Origin of the sequence: Streptomyces aculeolatus (assembly GCF_020400605.1) — a bacterium.
In the GTDB taxonomy this organism is placed as follows: domain Bacteria; phylum Actinomycetota; class Actinomycetes; order Streptomycetales; family Streptomycetaceae; genus Streptomyces; species Streptomyces aculeolatus.
In genome coordinates, this window is the sequence record NZ_JAINRD010000003.1 from 13762 (window position 1) to 28649 (window position 14888).

General features: G+C 75.6%; 14 protein-coding genes and 1 pseudogene. 3 read left to right on the top strand and 12 right to left on the bottom strand.

The window, feature by feature from the left end; translation table 11 throughout:
• Positions 1-96: 96 nt before the first annotated feature.
• Both LG396_RS06680 and LG396_RS06685 read right to left on the bottom strand, forming a co-directional pair.
• The gene (locus LG396_RS06680; protein ID WP_225794026.1) at positions 97-1377 is read right to left on the bottom strand and encodes a glucuronyl esterase domain-containing protein; all 1281 of its coding nucleotides are present in this window, start codon (positions 1375-1377) and stop codon (positions 97-99) included.
• Positions 1378-1516: 139 nt separating this feature from the next.
• Positions 1517-2410, bottom strand: coding sequence for a hypothetical protein (locus LG396_RS06685; protein WP_225794027.1), 894 nt, complete (start codon positions 2408-2410; stop codon positions 1517-1519).
• Positions 2411-2617: 207 nt separating this feature from the next.
• Between LG396_RS06685 and LG396_RS06690 the strand changes: the two genes are divergently transcribed.
• Positions 2618-3163: a tellurite resistance TerB family protein gene (locus LG396_RS06690; protein ID WP_263978842.1), complete on the top strand. Its 546-nt coding sequence runs from the start codon at positions 2618-2620 to the stop codon at positions 3161-3163.
• 66 nt (positions 3164-3229) lie between these two features.
• On the opposite strand, the pseudogene LG396_RS06695 reads toward LG396_RS06690, so the two are convergent.
• The 7 genes and pseudogenes from LG396_RS06695 to LG396_RS06725 form a co-directional block, all read right to left on the bottom strand.
• Positions 3230-3457 (bottom strand): annotated as a pseudogene (locus LG396_RS06695) (DinB family protein); the annotation flags it as partial.
• A 102-nt stretch (positions 3458-3559) separates the two neighbouring features.
• Positions 3560-4990, bottom strand: a complete 1431-nt coding sequence (locus LG396_RS06700; RefSeq protein ID WP_225794028.1) for a dihydrolipoyl dehydrogenase family protein — start codon at positions 4988-4990, stop codon at positions 3560-3562.
• A gap of 67 nt (positions 4991-5057) precedes the next feature.
• Complete coding sequence (locus LG396_RS06705; RefSeq protein ID WP_225794029.1) at positions 5058-6170, bottom strand: RNA polymerase subunit sigma-70; 1113 nt, start codon at positions 6168-6170, stop codon at positions 5058-5060.
• A complete protein-coding gene (locus LG396_RS06710) occupies positions 6167-7702 on the bottom strand; it encodes an MFS transporter (RefSeq protein WP_225794030.1) in 1536 nt (511 codons plus the stop codon). The genes LG396_RS06705 and LG396_RS06710 overlap by 4 nt, the downstream gene beginning before the upstream one ends.
• Before the next feature lie 130 nt (positions 7703-7832).
• Positions 7833-8744: a helix-turn-helix domain-containing protein gene (locus LG396_RS06715; protein ID WP_100301541.1), complete on the bottom strand. Its 912-nt coding sequence runs from the start codon at positions 8742-8744 to the stop codon at positions 7833-7835.
• Between the two features lie 141 nt (positions 8745-8885).
• Positions 8886-9698 carry an SAM-dependent methyltransferase gene (locus LG396_RS06720; RefSeq protein ID WP_037743016.1) on the bottom strand — a complete coding sequence of 271 codons (813 nt, stop codon included), beginning with the start codon at positions 9696-9698 and terminating at the stop codon, positions 8886-8888.
• Positions 9699-9757: 59 nt separating this feature from the next.
• On the bottom strand, positions 9758-10549 hold the full coding sequence (locus LG396_RS06725; RefSeq protein WP_225794031.1) for an SDR family NAD(P)-dependent oxidoreductase: 792 nt from the start codon (positions 10547-10549) through the stop codon (positions 9758-9760).
• A 76-nt stretch (positions 10550-10625) separates the two neighbouring features.
• Here LG396_RS06725 and LG396_RS06730 point away from each other — a divergent pair, with 76 nt between their 5' ends.
• Both LG396_RS06730 and LG396_RS06735 read left to right on the top strand, forming a co-directional pair.
• Complete coding sequence (locus tag LG396_RS06730) at positions 10626-11885, top strand: SLC13 family permease (RefSeq protein WP_018843404.1); 1260 nt, start codon at positions 10626-10628, stop codon at positions 11883-11885.
• Positions 11886-11888: 3 nt separating this feature from the next.
• Positions 11889-12410, top strand: coding sequence for a universal stress protein (locus LG396_RS06735; protein WP_037742619.1), 522 nt, complete (start codon positions 11889-11891; stop codon positions 12408-12410).
• 10 nt (positions 12411-12420) lie between these two features.
• Here LG396_RS06735 and LG396_RS06740 read toward each other — a convergent pair whose 3' ends face one another.
• From LG396_RS06740 to LG396_RS06750, 3 genes are all read right to left on the bottom strand, one after another.
• Positions 12421-13107 carry a DUF899 domain-containing protein gene (locus tag LG396_RS06740; RefSeq protein WP_225794032.1) on the bottom strand — a complete coding sequence of 229 codons (687 nt, stop codon included), beginning with the start codon at positions 13105-13107 and terminating at the stop codon, positions 12421-12423.
• A 63-nt stretch (positions 13108-13170) separates the two neighbouring features.
• Positions 13171-13968: a class I SAM-dependent methyltransferase gene (locus LG396_RS06745; protein ID WP_225794033.1), complete on the bottom strand. Its 798-nt coding sequence runs from the start codon at positions 13966-13968 to the stop codon at positions 13171-13173.
• Positions 13969-13980: 12 nt separating this feature from the next.
• Entirely contained in the window at positions 13981-14838 is an 858-nt protein-coding gene (locus LG396_RS06750) for a helix-turn-helix domain-containing protein (protein ID WP_225794034.1), read from the bottom strand.
• Positions 14839-14888: the final 50 nt, after the last annotated feature.

Genomic DNA, 14888 nt, shown 5'->3' on the forward strand with positions numbered 1-14888 from the left:
GCACAACGTCTCACAGAGAGGGGCCCCGCTCGCGCTGCGGAGCCACCCCCTCGGGTCCGGGTAGGCCGAGGGGGTGGCGTGGGGGGTCCGGCGGGGTCAGCCGCCGCCGGTGAGGACCGGGGTCTGCCAGGTGCGCCACTCGGCGAGTTCGGCGGGCTTCCTCGGCGAGATCCGGAACGCGCCGGGGGCGCTGCCCGTACCGTGCAGGAACGCCGCGATGCTCTGCTGGAGCGGGGCGCGCCACTCGGACCGGGCTGCGCAGTGGGTGCCGTCCTGCACATCGGACCAGTAGCTGATGTTCCGGCCCGCGCCGAGCGCCTTGTAGACCTCGGCCCCGCCGAGGGCCGCCACGGCGCCGGACCGGGCGCCGAGCCAGTCGACGTGCGGGTTCTCCATGAGGAACAGCCCGCGGGGTGCGATCATGCCGACCATCTCGTGGGTGTCCACCGGCAGTTGTGCGGGGTTGCCGGTGTACGAGCCGAAGGCGTCGCCCAGCCACGGCTGCTCCGAGTACCCGCTGCTCAGCGGCTGGGCGCCGCTCTCCCGGGCGACGCTGCGCAGGGCGGGGGCGCCCGCGGTGCCCGACTCGATGGGCATCGTCAGCGCGATGCGCTGGTCGAACGCGCCGGCGACGAACGCGCCCTTGCCGAACCGGGAGCAGCCGGTGACGCCGGTCGCGTCGGCCCGCAGCACGCTGCCGTCCGACTGCTCGATGACGTCGATGATGCGGCTCACGCCCCAGGCCCAGGCCATGAGCAGCCCGGTGCTGCTGGAGGAGCCGTAGACGCTGTAGAAGGCACCCTGCTTGTTGTTGCGCGGGGTGCCCTCGCGGCCCACGGCGTACGGGTCGAAGTTGACGACGGCGGCGCCCGCGGCCTTGATGGCGGCGGTGTCCGCGCCGAAGCCGCCGTAGACGACGACCGCGGGGAACGGGCCGGTGCCGCCGGGCAGCTCGACGCGCGCGGAGAAGCTCGCGCTGCGGCCCTGGTCCGAGACGTTCACCGTGATCTGGCTCTGCGACACGCTGCCGGTGACGCTCGCGGGCTTGGCCGGCTTCTGGCCGTAGACGGTGCGCTCGGCCAGCTCCCTGATCTCGGCCCGGCGGCAGCGCCAGTCGGACTTGGTGGTGACGCGCGTGCCGTCCAGTTTGGTGAAGGGGTCGGGCAGCAGGGTGTTCGAGGCCGTGGGCGGGCTCGGGACGGGGCAGTCGGCGCCGTCGTCCTCGACCTGCGGGGCCGCCTGCGCGACGGTCCCGATGCGGTCGGCGGCGGCGCCCGGCCGGGCGTCGAGGGTGGCGGCGAACATCGCGGCGACGGCGACGAGGGCGGCGACAACCCAGGAGAGCGGTCTGGGCCGGCGGAGCGGGCGGAAGCGCATGGGGGGAACCTCCAAGCCGGGTGGGAGCGCTCCCATACCGTAGGGAGGCGACCGGCACGCGACAACAGTGGTTTTCAGCCACTTTCGCGATGCTAAGCGAAACTTTCGGAGACCTATGCGTGTGCCGCGCCGCCGGCCCTCAGCCGATCACCGCGCTCGACGGCACCCGGTCGGCGGGCACCGAGAACACCGCCACGTACGGCTGCGGATCCCCGCACGCCCCGCCGCCCCGCACCGGCCGCAGCCGCCGCGACGTGATCTCCAGCAGCAGGTCCTCGCCGCAGCCCCGCCCCTCGAAGGCGAACCGCCGCGCCGGCCCCGGCAGGTCCGAGTCGTACAGGCTCCCCAGCTCGGCCTCCAGCGCCGCGGCCGGCTGCGCGGGCAGCGGGCGTACGAAGGCGTCGAACTGGTCCGGCTGGCTGACCTCGGCCGCCCGCGGCCGGCCCGCCGCCGCGCCGTCCAGCGGTGCGTACGCGAGGAGTTCAGCCGGTCCCGGCGGCTGGGGCGACGTGCCGCCGATCCTCGGGTCCGTGCCGACGTCCTCCTCCGCGACGGCGAAGACCGCGAGCACGTCCCAGGGGCTGTCGCAGGTCTCGTACGTCGTCGTGTCGGTCAGCCGCGCGGAGTAGCCGGTGTTCTCGGCGTACGTCAGCACCGCGCCCTCCGCGCTGGTGCACCCGCTGCTCCAGCTCATCGCGACCAGCGCCTTCGCGTCCAGGTCGGGTTCGAGCAGCTCGTCCCGCAGCCCGGCGCCCATGCTCTCCTGCGGGAACCAGCCGGCGAACGCCTTCACGTCCGCCGGCGACCGCAGCATCGTGCTGACCGGTGCGAACCCGTGGCCCTGCTCGAAGTGCACGGTCTGCGCCCCGGGCACCACCGCGCCGTCGACGCCGTCCGGGCCGGACACGGGCGGCCCGTCCGAGCCCTCCACCGCCCACCACACCCAACCCGCGAGCAGCGCCCCCGCGACGACCGCCGCCGTGATCCACCACGTACCGGCGCGCAGCCGTGCGTCCGCCGAATCCCCCGCCATCCCCGTCCCCCCGTCGCTCCCCCGCACACCTCTTCGACGGCACCCCGCCCCACGCGGTTCCCCGCGTCCCCCGGACGGGTGCATGCGGAACCTCTGCGTCCTGCGGGGGCGTTGAGAGACTGACCGCGGCACCGCGGTCTTCGGTACGACGACCGGAACCGACGAGCCGGGCGGCATGCCCGCAACCCGAGGTGGCATTCAGTGTCGATGTTTGATCGGATCAAGGACCAGGCCAAGGGCCTTCAGCAATCCCGGGGCGGAGCGCGGTCCGGGAGCCAGGGCGGCTCCGGCTCGCCGGGCTCGGGCGGAGGTTCCAAGGCCCAGCTCATGAGCATGTTCAAGTCGCAGCTCAGCTCGATGAAGACGGAGCTGAAGAGCGGCGCGTACCGGGACGCCAGCATGGCGGTGTGCGCGCTCGTGGCGGCCGCCGACGGGCACGTGCACCCCGCCGAGCGGGAGCGCATGGACTCGCTGATCGTGAGCAACGACGTGCTGCAGAACTTCCCGCCGGAGCAGCTGCGCCAGCGGTTCACCAAGCATCTGGACCGGCTCACGGTCGACTTCCAGCAGGGCAAGTCGGAGGCGCTGCAGGAGATCGCCAAGGCCAAGAAGAAGCCGGCGGAGGCGCGGGCGGTGATCCAGACCGCGTTCGTCATCGCGAGCGCGGACGGCAACGTCGACCCGGCCGAGCAGCAGGTGATCCGCGAGGCGTGCTCGGTGCTCGGGCTCTCGCCCTCGGAGTTCGGCCTCTGAGCCCGGACCTGCCGTAGTCCGCGTGCCCCGTACGCCCGTCGCGGGCGGCCGGGGCACGCGGTGCGCTCAGCCCGCGGCGAAGCGGGCCCGCCACAGGTCGCGCAGCAGCGCGATCTCGGCCATGTGGTGGATGAACTCCAGGTTGCCCGCCCACAGCACGTCGACGTACCGCTCGTCAGGGTCGGAGGCGTACGGGTACTGCGAGAAGCCGACCGTGTCCAACTGCTCCTCGGTGACGGTGGCGACGCTGTCGCGCCAGCGGTCGACGACCTCCCAGAACCGCGCGACGGCCACCCGCCGCCCGCGGGGAGTGACGGGGTTTCCCCGGGGCGGGGCCCTCGGGCGGGGCCCGCGGTCCCCGGGGCTTGCGCGCGGGCGGCCCGGGCTGACGTGCGGTCAGCCGCGGTACGCCTCCAGCAGCCGCAGCCACACCTCGCTGATCGTCGGGTACGACGGGACCGCGTGCCACAGCCGGCTCACCGGGACCTGCCCCGCGACCGCGACGGTCGCCGAGTGGATCAGCTCCCCCACCCCGGGCCCGACGAACGTGACGCCGCGCAGGATCTCCTCGTCCAGGTCGACGACCATGCGCGCGCGCCCGCGGTAGCCCTCCGCGAACAGGCCCGCGCCAGCGACCGAGCTGATCTCCACGTCCACCGCGCGCACCCGGTGGCCGGCCCGTTCCGCCTCGGCCAGCGACATCCCGACGGCCGCGGCCTCGGGGTCGGTGAAGACGACCTGCGGGACGGCGCCGTGGTCGGCGGTCGCCGCGTGCGCGCCCCACGGGTCCGACTCCAGCAGCGGCACGCCCTGCGCGCGGGCGGCGATGGCGGCGCCCGCGATGCGCGCCTGGTACTTGCCCTGGTGGGTCAGCAGTGCACGGTGGTTGACGTCCCCGACCGCGTACAGCCACTCGCTGCCCTCGACGCGCAGGCTGTCGTCGACGGCCAGCCAGGAGCCGGGCTCCAGGTCCACGGTCTCCAGCCCGATGTCGCCGGTACGGGGCGCGCGGCCGGTGGCGAAGAGGATCTCGTCGGCCTCGATGGTGTCGCCCGCGTCGGTGGTCGCGCGGACGGTGCCGTCCTCGCGGACGACGGAAGTGACGGAAGTGCCGGTACGGACCTGCGCGCCGGCCTCCGTCAGCGCCTCGGCGACGAGTTCGCCGGCGAAGGGCTCCATGCGGTCCAGCAGGGCGTCGCCGCGGACGAGGACGGTGACCCGGGACCCGAGCGCCTGCCAGGCGGTGGCCATCTCGACGCCGACCACGCCGCCGCCGACGACGATGAGCCGGCCGGGGACGGTCGCGGAGCTGGTGGCCTCCCGGCTGGTCCACGGCCGGACGTCGGCGAGGCCGGGCAGGTTGGGCAGCAGAGCGCGGCTGCCGGTGCAGACGGCGACGGCGTGCCGGGCGGTCAGCGTGCGTACGGCGCCGTCGGCGTCGGTCACGGCCACCGTGCGCGGGCCGGCGAGGCGGCCCCTGCCGCGGTAGAGGTCGGCGCCGATGCCGTCCAGCCAGGCGACCTGGCCGTCGTCCTGCCAGTGGGAGGTGTACTCGTCCCGGTGGGCGAGGACCGCGGGCGCGTCGAGGTCGCCGGCCACCAGGCCGCTCAGCCCGGGCACCCGGCGGGCGTCGGCGCGGGCGATCACCGGCCGCAGCAGGGCCTTGCTGGGCATGCAGGCCCAGTACGAGCACTCGCCGCCGACGAGTTCGCTCTCGACGACCGCGGTGGACAGACCGGCGGCGCGGGTGCGGTCGGCGACGTTCTCGCCCACCGGCCCGGCGCCGAGGACGACCACGTCGTACGCGAAGGATTCCGTTTCCGTCATGGGGCCAGTGTGGCCGGTGGGTGCGCGGGGGCGGAACAGCGGCCCGGCGGGGTGTGTCGCCCGGCTGTCACCGGAGGGCCGGCGGCAGCGAGAAGGCGGCGAACAGGGCGCCGGCCCGCGCCCCGTTGTAGTCGACGATCTCGGTGACGCGGCCGCCGGCGCCGGAGACGACCTCCAGCGCGAGCGGCCGGAAGGCGGTGCCGCCGGGGCGGCGGAGGTAGACGGCGACCGCGGGGCGGAGGTTCGCGGAGGTGAGCAGGAACCGGTAGTCGCCGGGGGCGGCGTGCCTGCGGCGGCCCTCGGCGAACTCCTCCCGGCCGTCGTACCACAGCGGCCTGGGCGGGAAGGAGATGCGCAGGTCGGCGCCGAGCACGTCGGCGAGCGCGGCGCCGCCGCGCTCCAGCGCCGTGACGTACCGCGCGGCGAGTTCCCGTTCGGCGGGCGCCGCGGCGGCGTCCTTCGCGCGCCAGTCGAGCCGGTCCCCCGGCAGCCGGCCGCGGAGCGTGGCGCGGGCGCGCTGGAGTGCGCTCTTGACCGCGGGCACGGACAGGTCGAGCACCGCCGCCGCGTCCCTGGCTGGCCAGCCGAGCACGTCGCGGAGGACCAGGACGGCGCGCTGCCGCGGCGGCAGGTGCTGGACGGCCGCCAGGAAGGCGAGTTCGACGGTCTCCCGGGAGACGGCGGCCGCGTCGGGGCCGGCGTCCGCGGGCGCCAGCAGCCCGCTGGGCACCGGGCCGACCCAGGCGTGTGCGCCGCTCTCGGCGGGCAGGGTGCCGTCGGCGTGGCCGGAGCCGACGACGTCGTACGGCAGGACGCGCCGCGGGCGGCCCTTGAGCAGGTCGAGGCAGACGTTGGTGGTGATCCTGTACAGCCAGGCCCGGACGCCGGCGCGGGCGTCGTAGGTGTGGCGGCTGCGCCAGGCGCGCAGCAGGGCCTCCTGGACGGCGTCCTCGGCGTCCTGGTGCGAGGCGAGCATGCGGTAGGCGTGTACGAACAGTTCGCGGCGGCACCGGGCGGCGGCCCCGTCGAACGCGGCGGCGTCGAGGGGCGCGGCGCCGGGCGCCGGACCGTCGGCGGTACGGGCCCTGGGGACGCCGGTCGCGGCGGCCTCCGCAGCGGGGGCAGTCGGGTGCCTGCGGGAGCCGGCCCGGCGGGCCGGAGGGTCGGCGGCGTGCGTCATCGTCCCAGCCTCCTCGACGCCAGTACGGCCAGCAGCGCGGCAGTGACCGCCGACACCGCGGCGACGACGCGGAAGCCGTCGACAAACGCGCCCCGCGCGGCGGCCAGTACCGCGTCGGCGAGCCCCGGTGGCAGGTCCGCGGCCGCCGCCCCGGCCTGGGTGAGCCCCTCGCCGGCGGACGAGGCGGCGTGGGCCGGCACGCCGTCCGGCAGTGCCGCGGACAGCCGGTCCCGGTACACCGCGCCACCCAGGGTGCCGAGTACCGCGACCCCGGCGGCGATGCACACCTCGGCCATGGTCTGCATCAGCGCGGCGGCGGAGCCCGCGCGCTCCGGCGGGGCCGCGCCCACGACGAGGTTCGGCAGCAGCCCGGTGGCGGGGCCGACGCCGAGGCCGCAGACCACGCCGGAGGCGATCAGCACGGGCACGCCGCCGCCGGCGTCCACGGTGGTGAGGATCAGGTATCCGGCGGCGACCGCCGCGAACCCGGCGGCGATCACCCGGTGGGGGGCGAAGCGCCGGGCGAGGTGCGGGGCCGCGAGCGAGCCGGCGACCATCGCGGCGGCGCCGGGCACCAGGCACAGCCCGGCGTCCCGGGGGCCCAGCCCGGCCACGTCCTGGAGGTGGACGTTGGTCAGCAGGTACGCGCCGCCGCCGATGACGCCGGGGACGGCGAAGGCGACCAGGGCGGGGCCGACGGACGGCAGCCTGAACAGCCCCAGATCCAGGAGCGGGTGGGTCAGCCGGGCCTGCCGGCGGACGAAGAGGACGCCGACGGCCGCGCCGCCGGCCAGCGTGGCCGCGGGCAGCGGCCCGAACCCCCGGTGTGCCAGTTCCTTCAGCCCGTACACCGCGAGCAGCACGGCGGCAAGGGACATCGCGGCGGACTGGGCGTCGACGGGGGCGTCGTGCTTCTCGCCGCGCGGCGGCTCCGGCAGGATCCGCGGCCCGAGCACCAGCAGGAGGGCCATCACCGGCAGCCCCGGGAGGAACACCGAGCCCCACCAGAACGCGGAGAGCAGCAGGCCTCCGACCACCGGCCCGAGGGCCATGCCGGCCTGGAACCCGGCCATCCAGAGCGCGAACGCCAGCGCCCGCTGCCGCGGATCCGCGAACAGCGCCCCGATCATCGCCATCGCGGACGGCACGAACGTCGCCCCCGCGACGCCCAGCAGCGCCCGGGCGGCGATGAGCATCCCGGGGCTCGTGGCGAAGGCCGCCGCGAGCGACGCCGCGGCGAACGCGGCCGCACCGGCCAGCAGCAGCCGCCGCCGGCCGACGCGGTCGCCGACCGCGCCCATCGTGACGAGGAAGCCGGCGAGGAGGAAGCCGTAGACGTCGAGGATCCACAGGGACTGGGTGCCGGAGGCGCCGAGGTCCGCGCCGAGTGCGGGCAGGGCCAGGTACAGGCCGGTGAAGTCGAGGGACAGGATCAGCCCGGCGAGCACGAGGACCGCGAGCGCGAGCCACTGCCGCGCTCCCGCGCGGGGGGCGTGCGACGGGTCGGTGGGGGAGGTGGAGGGGACGGGCATGGGCGGCGCTCCGGGTCTCGGGTGTCTGCCCGTATGACCGCAGCCCCCGGGAAAAGGAATCGGTGCGGTACGGAGGCACTTCCCGCCCGGGTCGCCCAGGTGGCCGGGTGGGGCGCGGCGCCCGCCGCCCTCAGTGGCCGTGCAGCAGGCGGGTCAGGAACTCCGCGGCGTCGGTGCCGGTGCTGACGGCCGCGGCGAGGTTGTCCAGCGCCAGACGGTAGCGGTCGACCTCGCTCGGCTTGTCGATGCGCACGGTGCCCGAGAGCTGGTCCAGGCAGACCACGTCCGGGAGTTCGGGCTCGGCGAACCGCAGCATCGTCAGGGACTGCGCCACCGCCGCCGTGCCGCCGGCCGCCAGCGGCACCACGTCCAGCGTGACCGTGGGGTGTTCGAGATGCAGCCGGAGCAGGTGCTGGAGCTGGCCCTCCATCACCCCCGGGGAGCCGACCGAGCGCCGCAGCGCCGCCTCGTCGAGCAGCACCCAGCAGCGCGGCGGGTCGGTGCGGGTGAGCGCCTGCTGGCGGCGTTCGAGCAGGTGCAGGCGGCGCTCCACCGTGTGCACCGGGTCCCGCGGGAAGCCGAGCTGGGTGACGGCACGGGCGTACGCGGCGGTCTGCAGCAGGTCCGGGATGCGCTGGGACTGGTAGCTGCGGATGACGGTGGCGGCCTCCTCCAGGCCGAGGTGGGTCTCCGCCTGACTGGGTATCAGGTCGCTGTACTCCTGCCACCAGCTCGGCGCGTTGGCGCCGCGGGTCAGCGCCGCGTACTCGTCGAGCTCGGCCTCGTCGACGATGCCGTAGAAGTCGAGCAGCGCCGAGACGTCGTGGTCCTTGCAGCCGCCCTGGCCCAGCTCCAGCCGGCACAACTTGGCGACGGAGGCGCCGATCTGACGGGCCGCGGTCTGCAACCGGATGCCCCGGTCCTGGCGGAGCCGGCGCAGCCGGGAGCCGAGAACGGACCTGCAGACGGGCCGGCCGCCCCGCTCGTGCTCCCCGGCGAGCGGGATCTCCGGGTCGTGCACTGCCGCCATCGGCACCGTCATCGGGTCCTCCGCAGGCGATGGTCCGTCGCCACCAAGACTCACGCTACCCGGCGAAGGGTAGCCCGCCACAGGCCGCAAAAGCGCACCTTGGCCCGATCTTTGCAAGCGGCGGACCTGCCTGGGGCGGCAGCGCGCCGCGGTCTACGGCTTCCGGCCGACGCCGCCCAGGACCGCCATCTCCACGGGGCTGCCGACCTCCACCGGCTCGGGCCGCCACAGCGGGCAGGACACCACGCCGGGCTCGACGGGCTCCAGGCCGTCGAGGTAGCCGGCGATCTGCTCGGCGCTGCGCAGGTGGTACGGCACGGCGCCGCTGGCGTTGTAGCCGGCGATCGCGCGGCTGTACTTCTCGTTCCCCTCGACGCCGTCGCGTATCGCCAGGTAACTGCCCGGCGGCAGCGGGTCCATCAGCCGCCGCACCACAGACCTGGCCTGCTCGTAGCCGTCGACGTGGGCCAGGATGCCCATGAGGATCACGGCGACCGGCCGGTCGAGGTCCAGGGTGCGCGCGGCGCCCGCGAGTATCGCCTCGGGGTCCTCGACGTCGGCGTCGATGTACGCGGTGGCGCCCTCGCGGGTGCTGGTGAGCAGGCCGCGGGCGTGGGCGAGGACGAGCTTGTCGTTGTCGACGTACACGATGCGGGACTCGGGGGCGATGCGCTGGGCCACCTCGTGGGTGTTGTCCGCGGTGGGCAGCCCGGTGCCGATGTCCAGGAACTGCCGTACGCCCGCCTCCCCGGCGAGGTGGCCGACGACCCGGCGGAGGAAGTGCCGCCCGCTGCGGGCGAGATCGACGATCTCCGGGAAGACCTGCTGGAACCGGGCGCTGGCGGTGCGGTCCGGCTCGTAGTTGTCCTTGCCGCCGATCCAGTAGTTGAAGATCCTCGCCGAGTGCGGCACGGACGTGTCGACGACCACCTGCCGCGCGCCGTCGTCGAAGGTTTCCTCTGACATGAACTCCACCTTCCGGATCGGGTGCGCGGCCCACAACGTAGCCGAGGGGAAGCCCGCCGTCACCGCCGCCGGTCCCCCGCGATGCCGCGGGACATCGCGAGGTGGCTCGCCAGCAGCCCGCCGTCCACGGGCAGGCTGACGCCGGTGATCCACGCCGCGTCGGGGGAGGCGAGGAACGCGACCGCCGCCGCGATGTCGTCCGGCTCGCCGACGCGGCCCAGCGGGTAGTGCTCGACGACCCGGGCCAGGACCTCGGGCCGGTTCTCCCAGACGGCGGTGCGCACCGTGCCGGGCTCGACGAGGTTCACACGCACCCCGCGTGCCGCGCTCTCCACGGCCAGGGTGCGGGTGAGGGAGACGAGCGCGGCCTTGGCGGCGCTGTACGCGTGCTCGCCGTAGTGGCGTTCGGCGTTGACCGAGCCGATGTTGACGATCGCGGCCCGGCCCGGCGCCGCGGCCAGCAGCGGCAGCGCCGCGCGGGCGCAGCGCGCCGCGCCGTGCAGGGTGACCTCGAAGTCCTCGTACCAGTCGGGCTCCTGCCAGTCCTCGAAGCGCGGCGGGTCGCGGTGTACGGCGTAGGCGTTGTTGACCAGCACGTGCAGACCGCCGAAGGCGTCCGCCGCGTACGCGACGGCCGCCCGGACCGCCTCCCCGTCCGTCACGTCGCAGGCGAGCCCCCGGGCCGTGCCGCCGGCGGCGCGTATCGCGGCGGCGGCCCGCTCGGCGCGGGGGCCGTCCCGGTCGGTGACCAGCACCTGCGCGCCCTCCGCCGCGAACCGGCGCGCGACCGCCTCGCCGATGCCCTGCCCGGCGCCGGTGACCAGCGCCCCGTACCCCTCGAATCGCGTCATCCGACCAGGTTAGAAGGCAGGTCCGACACGGCCTCGCCTCGCGTCGCGGCGGGAACCCGGCGGCCAGGATGGGGCGGTGAGCACTGCCGTGGCCGAGGCCCTGTCCGTCGCGCTGCTGGCGGCGGTGCTGGTCTGCGCGGTGGTACGGCCGCGAGGGCTGCCCGAGGCGGTGGTGGCGGTGCCGGCCGCCGGGGTGGTCGTCGCCACGGGGGCGCTCTCCCCCGGCCACGCGGCCGACGAGGCGGCGCGGCTGGGGCCGGTCGTCGGGTTCCTGGCGGCGGTGCTGGTGCTCGCCCGACTGTGCGACGACGACGGGCTGTTCGCTGCGTGCGGGGCGTGGATGGCCCGTACCGCCGCGGGACGTCCGCGCCGGCTGCTGGCGCAGGTCTTCGTCCTGGCCTCGGCGATCACCGCGGTGCTCAGCCTCGACGCCACCGTGGTGCTGCTGACGCCGGTGGTGTTCGCGACCGCCGCCCGGCTCGGCGCACGGCCGCGGCCGCACGTGTACGCCTGCACCCACCTGTCGAACGCGGCGTCGCTGCTGCTGCCGGTCTCCAACCTCACGAACCTGCTCGCCTTCGCCGCCAGCGGGCTGAGCTTCACCCGGTTCGCCGGGCTGATGGCGCTGCCGTGGCTGGCGGCGATCGCCGTCGAGTACGCCGTATTCCGCCGCTACTTCGCCGTCGACCTGGACGCCGGCGCCACCGCCCCGGCCGCGGTGGCGCCGCCCGCGGTGCCGGTGTTCGCGCTGGCGACGCTCGCCTGCACGCTCGCCGGCTTCGCGGCGGCCTCCGCGTTCGGGGTCGACCCGGCGTGGGCGGCGTGCGCGGGCGCGTCGGTCCTCGCCGTACGCGCCCTGGCCCGGCGCCGCACCACCCCGGCGGCTCTCCTGCGGGCCACCGCGCCCCCGTTCCTCGCCTTCGTCCTCGCCCTGGGGCTGGTCGTCCGCGCCGTCGTCGACAACGGCCTCGGCACGGCCCTGGGGCGGCTGCTGCCGACGGGCACCGGCCTGCTCGCGCTACTGGGGACGGCAGCGCTGGCCGCCGTGCTCGCGAACGTCATCAACAACCTGCCCGCGGTACTGGTCCTGCTGCCGCTGGCGGCCCCCTCGGGGCCGGCCGCGGTGCTGGCCGTGCTGCTGGGCGTCAACATCGGCCCGAACCTCACCTACACGGGCTCGCTCGCGACCCTGCTGTGGCGGCGCGTGGTGCACGCGCACGACGCCGAGGTGGAACTGAAGGAGTTCACCCGGCTCGGCGTGTACGCCGTACCCGCGAGCCTGGGCGCCGCGGTGCTGGCACTGTGGGTGTCGCTGACCGTGATCGGAGGAGGGTGACCCGTGGCCGTGGTGGTGTGGATCGTCGAGGGCACGTGGCCCGCCTGCGTGGACGCCGCGGGCGCGCACGCGCCGTACGACGCCGAGGTCGTCCTGCTCCACGTCGCCCCGGCCGACGTGCCCGGCGCGGCGCACGGCGCGCTCGCGGGGCTGCTCGGCCGGGGCCTGCCCGCGCCCGGGCGGCCGGGGCCCGGGGGGCCCGGCCGCGACCCCGGCGAGCGGCTGGAGCACCTCGCGGACGCCTCCGCCGACGAGCTGCTGGCCGAGGCCGCCGCGCGGCTGGGCCGGCCCTGCACCCTGGACAAGCGCACGGGGCGGGTCGAGCGGGAGGTCGTCGCGGCGGCGGAGGGCGCCGACCTGCTGGTCGTCGCCCGCGACGGCGACCGCGCGCACCTGGGCCCGCGCAGCCTCGGCCCGCCGAGCCGCTTCGTCGTCGACCACGCGCCGTGCCCGCTGCTGCTGGTGTGGCCCGAGCCCGCCCCCAGCACGTCGACGCTCCCGCCGCCTCCCCCGCCCCCGCACTAGCCGCGCGGGGTCACGCGTCCTCTCCGTAGAGGCGGGCGATGTCCTTCGAGTCGAGCCAGCCGCTGTACGCGGGCGACTGCGGCCAGCCCTCCGGCGAGTCCTGCCACTCCTCCTGCCGCCCGTACGGCAGCACGTCGACGAGCGGGAAGGTGTGGCTGAGCTGCTCGGTGCCGCGGCCGCTGGAGTGCCAGGTGCGGTAGACGGTGTCGCCGTCGCGCAGGAAGACGTTGAGCGCGAAGCCGCCGCCGGGCGGGGCGTCGACGTCGGAGCCGAACGGGCTGTTGGCGGTGGAGTACCAGGTCATCCGGTTGCCGACGCGCTTCTTGTACGCCAGGGCCTCGTCGATCGGGCCCTGCGTGACGATGACGAACCGCGCGTCGTACGGGTCGAGGAAGCCGAAGCGGGTGAACTGCGCCGTGTAGCTCGTGCAGCCCCCGCACTGCCACTCCTTGTCGTCGAACCACATGTGGTTGTAGACGATGAGCTGCGACCTGCCCTCGAAGACGTCGACCAGCCGGACCGGACCCTCCGCACCCTCCAGGGTGTAGTCGGGCAGCTCGACCATCGGCAGCCGGCGCCGCTGCGCGGCGATCGCGTCCAGCTCCCGGGTCGCCGCCTTCTCCCGGACGCGCAGCTCGTCCAGCTCGCGGCGCCAGGTGTCGGTGTCGACGACGGGCGGTAGTGCCTTGGCGGTCATGGTGGTCCTCCGGCGTTCAGAAAGTGCATGTCCATACCGGTAGACCGGCCGGCCCCGCGAAACTCATCGCCCGGCGCGATGGCACTCGGTCACGTACGGCATCTCACCCGGTCGCTCCACCGCGAGCAGCGCGCGGACCCGGTCCAGCAGCGCGTCGCGTACGGCGGGCGCCAGGGTGATCACGTAGCTGCGGGACGTGACCATGTCGACGATCTCCGCGTCCGTCATGGGGTGGCGCCAGCGGAAGTCACGGCGCTCGACCGGCCCGAACGGCGCGCCGATGCGGTCCGCCTGGCGGTCCTCGGCCGGGGGCGCGGCGTACTCCCGCAGGATGCGGCCCAGCTCCGCGACCCAGGGCACCGACTCGTCGCGGTTGTTCCACACCAGCGCGAGCCGCCCGCCGGGGCGCAGCACCCGGGCGGCCTCCGGGACGGCGCGGTCGGGGTCGACCCAGTGCCACGCCTGGGCGCAGACGACGGCGTCGGCGCTCGCGTCCGGCAGCGGGATCGCCTCGGCGGTGCCGGCGAGGGCCCGTACGCCGGGGAGCACCCGGGCGAACTCCTCGCGCATGCCGTCCGAGGGCTCCACCGCGACGAGTTCCCGGCCGGGGGCGCGCAGGGCGCGGGTCAGCTTGCCGGTGCCGGCGCCGAGGTCGACCACCGTGCGGGCGGTGCCGGGCACCAGCCAGGCGCTCGCCTCGGGCGGGTAGGGCGGGCGGCCGCGCTCGTAGGCGCCGGCGGCGGCGCCGAAGGAGCCGGCCTGCCGGCTGCGGTCGCGCTGCGACTGCTGGTGTCCCTGCTGGTCCCAGCCGTCCTGTTCGACGCGTTCGCCCCGTTCGCCCTGCTCGTTCGCTGAGGTCATGGCCGCATCGTGTCAGGCGCCCGGCGGGAGCGATGCGGCGGCCAGCAGCCGGAGCGCGTCGGCGGAGGCGGGGTCGCCGGGGGTGTAGACCTCCAGCCGGTGGTCGGGGCTGTCGGGCTGCAGCCACACCTGGTAGTCGACGTCGAGCGCGCCGACGGTGGGGTGGCGCAGCCGCATCGTGCCCACGGTGCAGTCGGCGACGTCGCCGGAGGCCCACAGCCGGGCGAAGTCGGTGCTGCCCATGGCGAGTTCGCCGATCAGCTCGGCGAGGCGCGCGTCGGCAGGGTAGCGGCCGGCGGTCAGCCGCAGGTACGCGACGTGGATACGGGCCAGCTCCGCCCAGTTGGCGTGCTGGTCCCGCGCCAGCGGGTCGAGGAAGAACATCCGGGGCACGGACGGCCGGCGCGCGGGGTCGCCCGGCGCGTCGAAGTCGACGTGCCCGGCGACGAGCGCGTGGCCGGTGCGGTTCCAGGCCAGCACGTCGCCGCGGCGCCCCAGCACGATGGCAGGCGTCGCCTCGGCCAGGGACGTCAGCAGCGCCAGCACCCGCGGGTGCGGCTCCTCCGGCGCCGGGCGGACCAGCCGGGGTGCGGCGGGGCGGCGCGCAAGGTTGTGCAGATGGGTCGTCTCCGCCGGGTCCAGCCGCAGCACCCGCGCCAGCGAGTCGAGCACCTGCCGGGAGGCGGTGCCGGCCTGCCCCTGCTCCAGCCGCGTGTAGTACCCGGCGCTCACCCCGGCGAGCTGCGCCAGCTCCTCGCGGCGCAGCCCCGGCACGCGGCGGGCGGCACCGTAGGTGCCGAGTCCGGCGGCGGCGGGTGTGACGCGGCCGCGGCGGGTCTTCAGGTACGCCCCGAGGGTTTCCAGCTCCATGGTCACGAGGCTACGTCGGGGCGGGCCCGGGTGCGGTGCCCGAGGGTATC

Coding starts and splice junctions, on each gene's coding strand:
- LG396_RS06690 (WP_263978842.1), top strand. CDS start 2,618: ATGTTTGATCGGATCAAGGACCAGGCCAAGGGCCTTCAGCAATCCCGG.
- LG396_RS06740 (WP_225794032.1), bottom strand. CDS start 13,107: ATGACCGCCAAGGCACTACCGCCCGTCGTCGACACCGACACCTGGCGC.
- LG396_RS06700 (WP_225794028.1), bottom strand. CDS start 4,990: ATGACGGAAACGGAATCCTTCGCGTACGACGTGGTCGTCCTCGGCGCC.
- LG396_RS06725 (WP_225794031.1), bottom strand. CDS start 10,549: ATGACGCGATTCGAGGGGTACGGGGCGCTGGTCACCGGCGCCGGGCAG.
- LG396_RS06715 (WP_100301541.1), bottom strand. CDS start 8,744: ATGACGGTGCCGATGGCGGCAGTGCACGACCCGGAGATCCCGCTCGCC.
- LG396_RS06705 (WP_225794029.1), bottom strand. CDS start 6,170: ATGACGCACGCCGCCGACCCTCCGGCCCGCCGGGCCGGCTCCCGCAGG.
- LG396_RS06750 (WP_225794034.1), bottom strand. CDS start 14,838: ATGGAGCTGGAAACCCTCGGGGCGTACCTGAAGACCCGCCGCGGCCGC.
- LG396_RS06745 (WP_225794033.1), bottom strand. CDS start 13,968: ATGACCTCAGCGAACGAGCAGGGCGAACGGGGCGAACGCGTCGAACAG.
- LG396_RS06685 (WP_225794027.1), bottom strand. CDS start 2,410: ATGGCGGGGGATTCGGCGGACGCACGGCTGCGCGCCGGTACGTGGTGG.
- LG396_RS06710 (WP_225794030.1), bottom strand. CDS start 7,702: ATGCCCGTCCCCTCCACCTCCCCCACCGACCCGTCGCACGCCCCCCGC.
- LG396_RS06720 (WP_037743016.1), bottom strand. CDS start 9,698: ATGTCAGAGGAAACCTTCGACGACGGCGCGCGGCAGGTGGTCGTCGAC.
- LG396_RS06680 (WP_225794026.1), bottom strand. CDS start 1,377: ATGCGCTTCCGCCCGCTCCGCCGGCCCAGACCGCTCTCCTGGGTTGTC.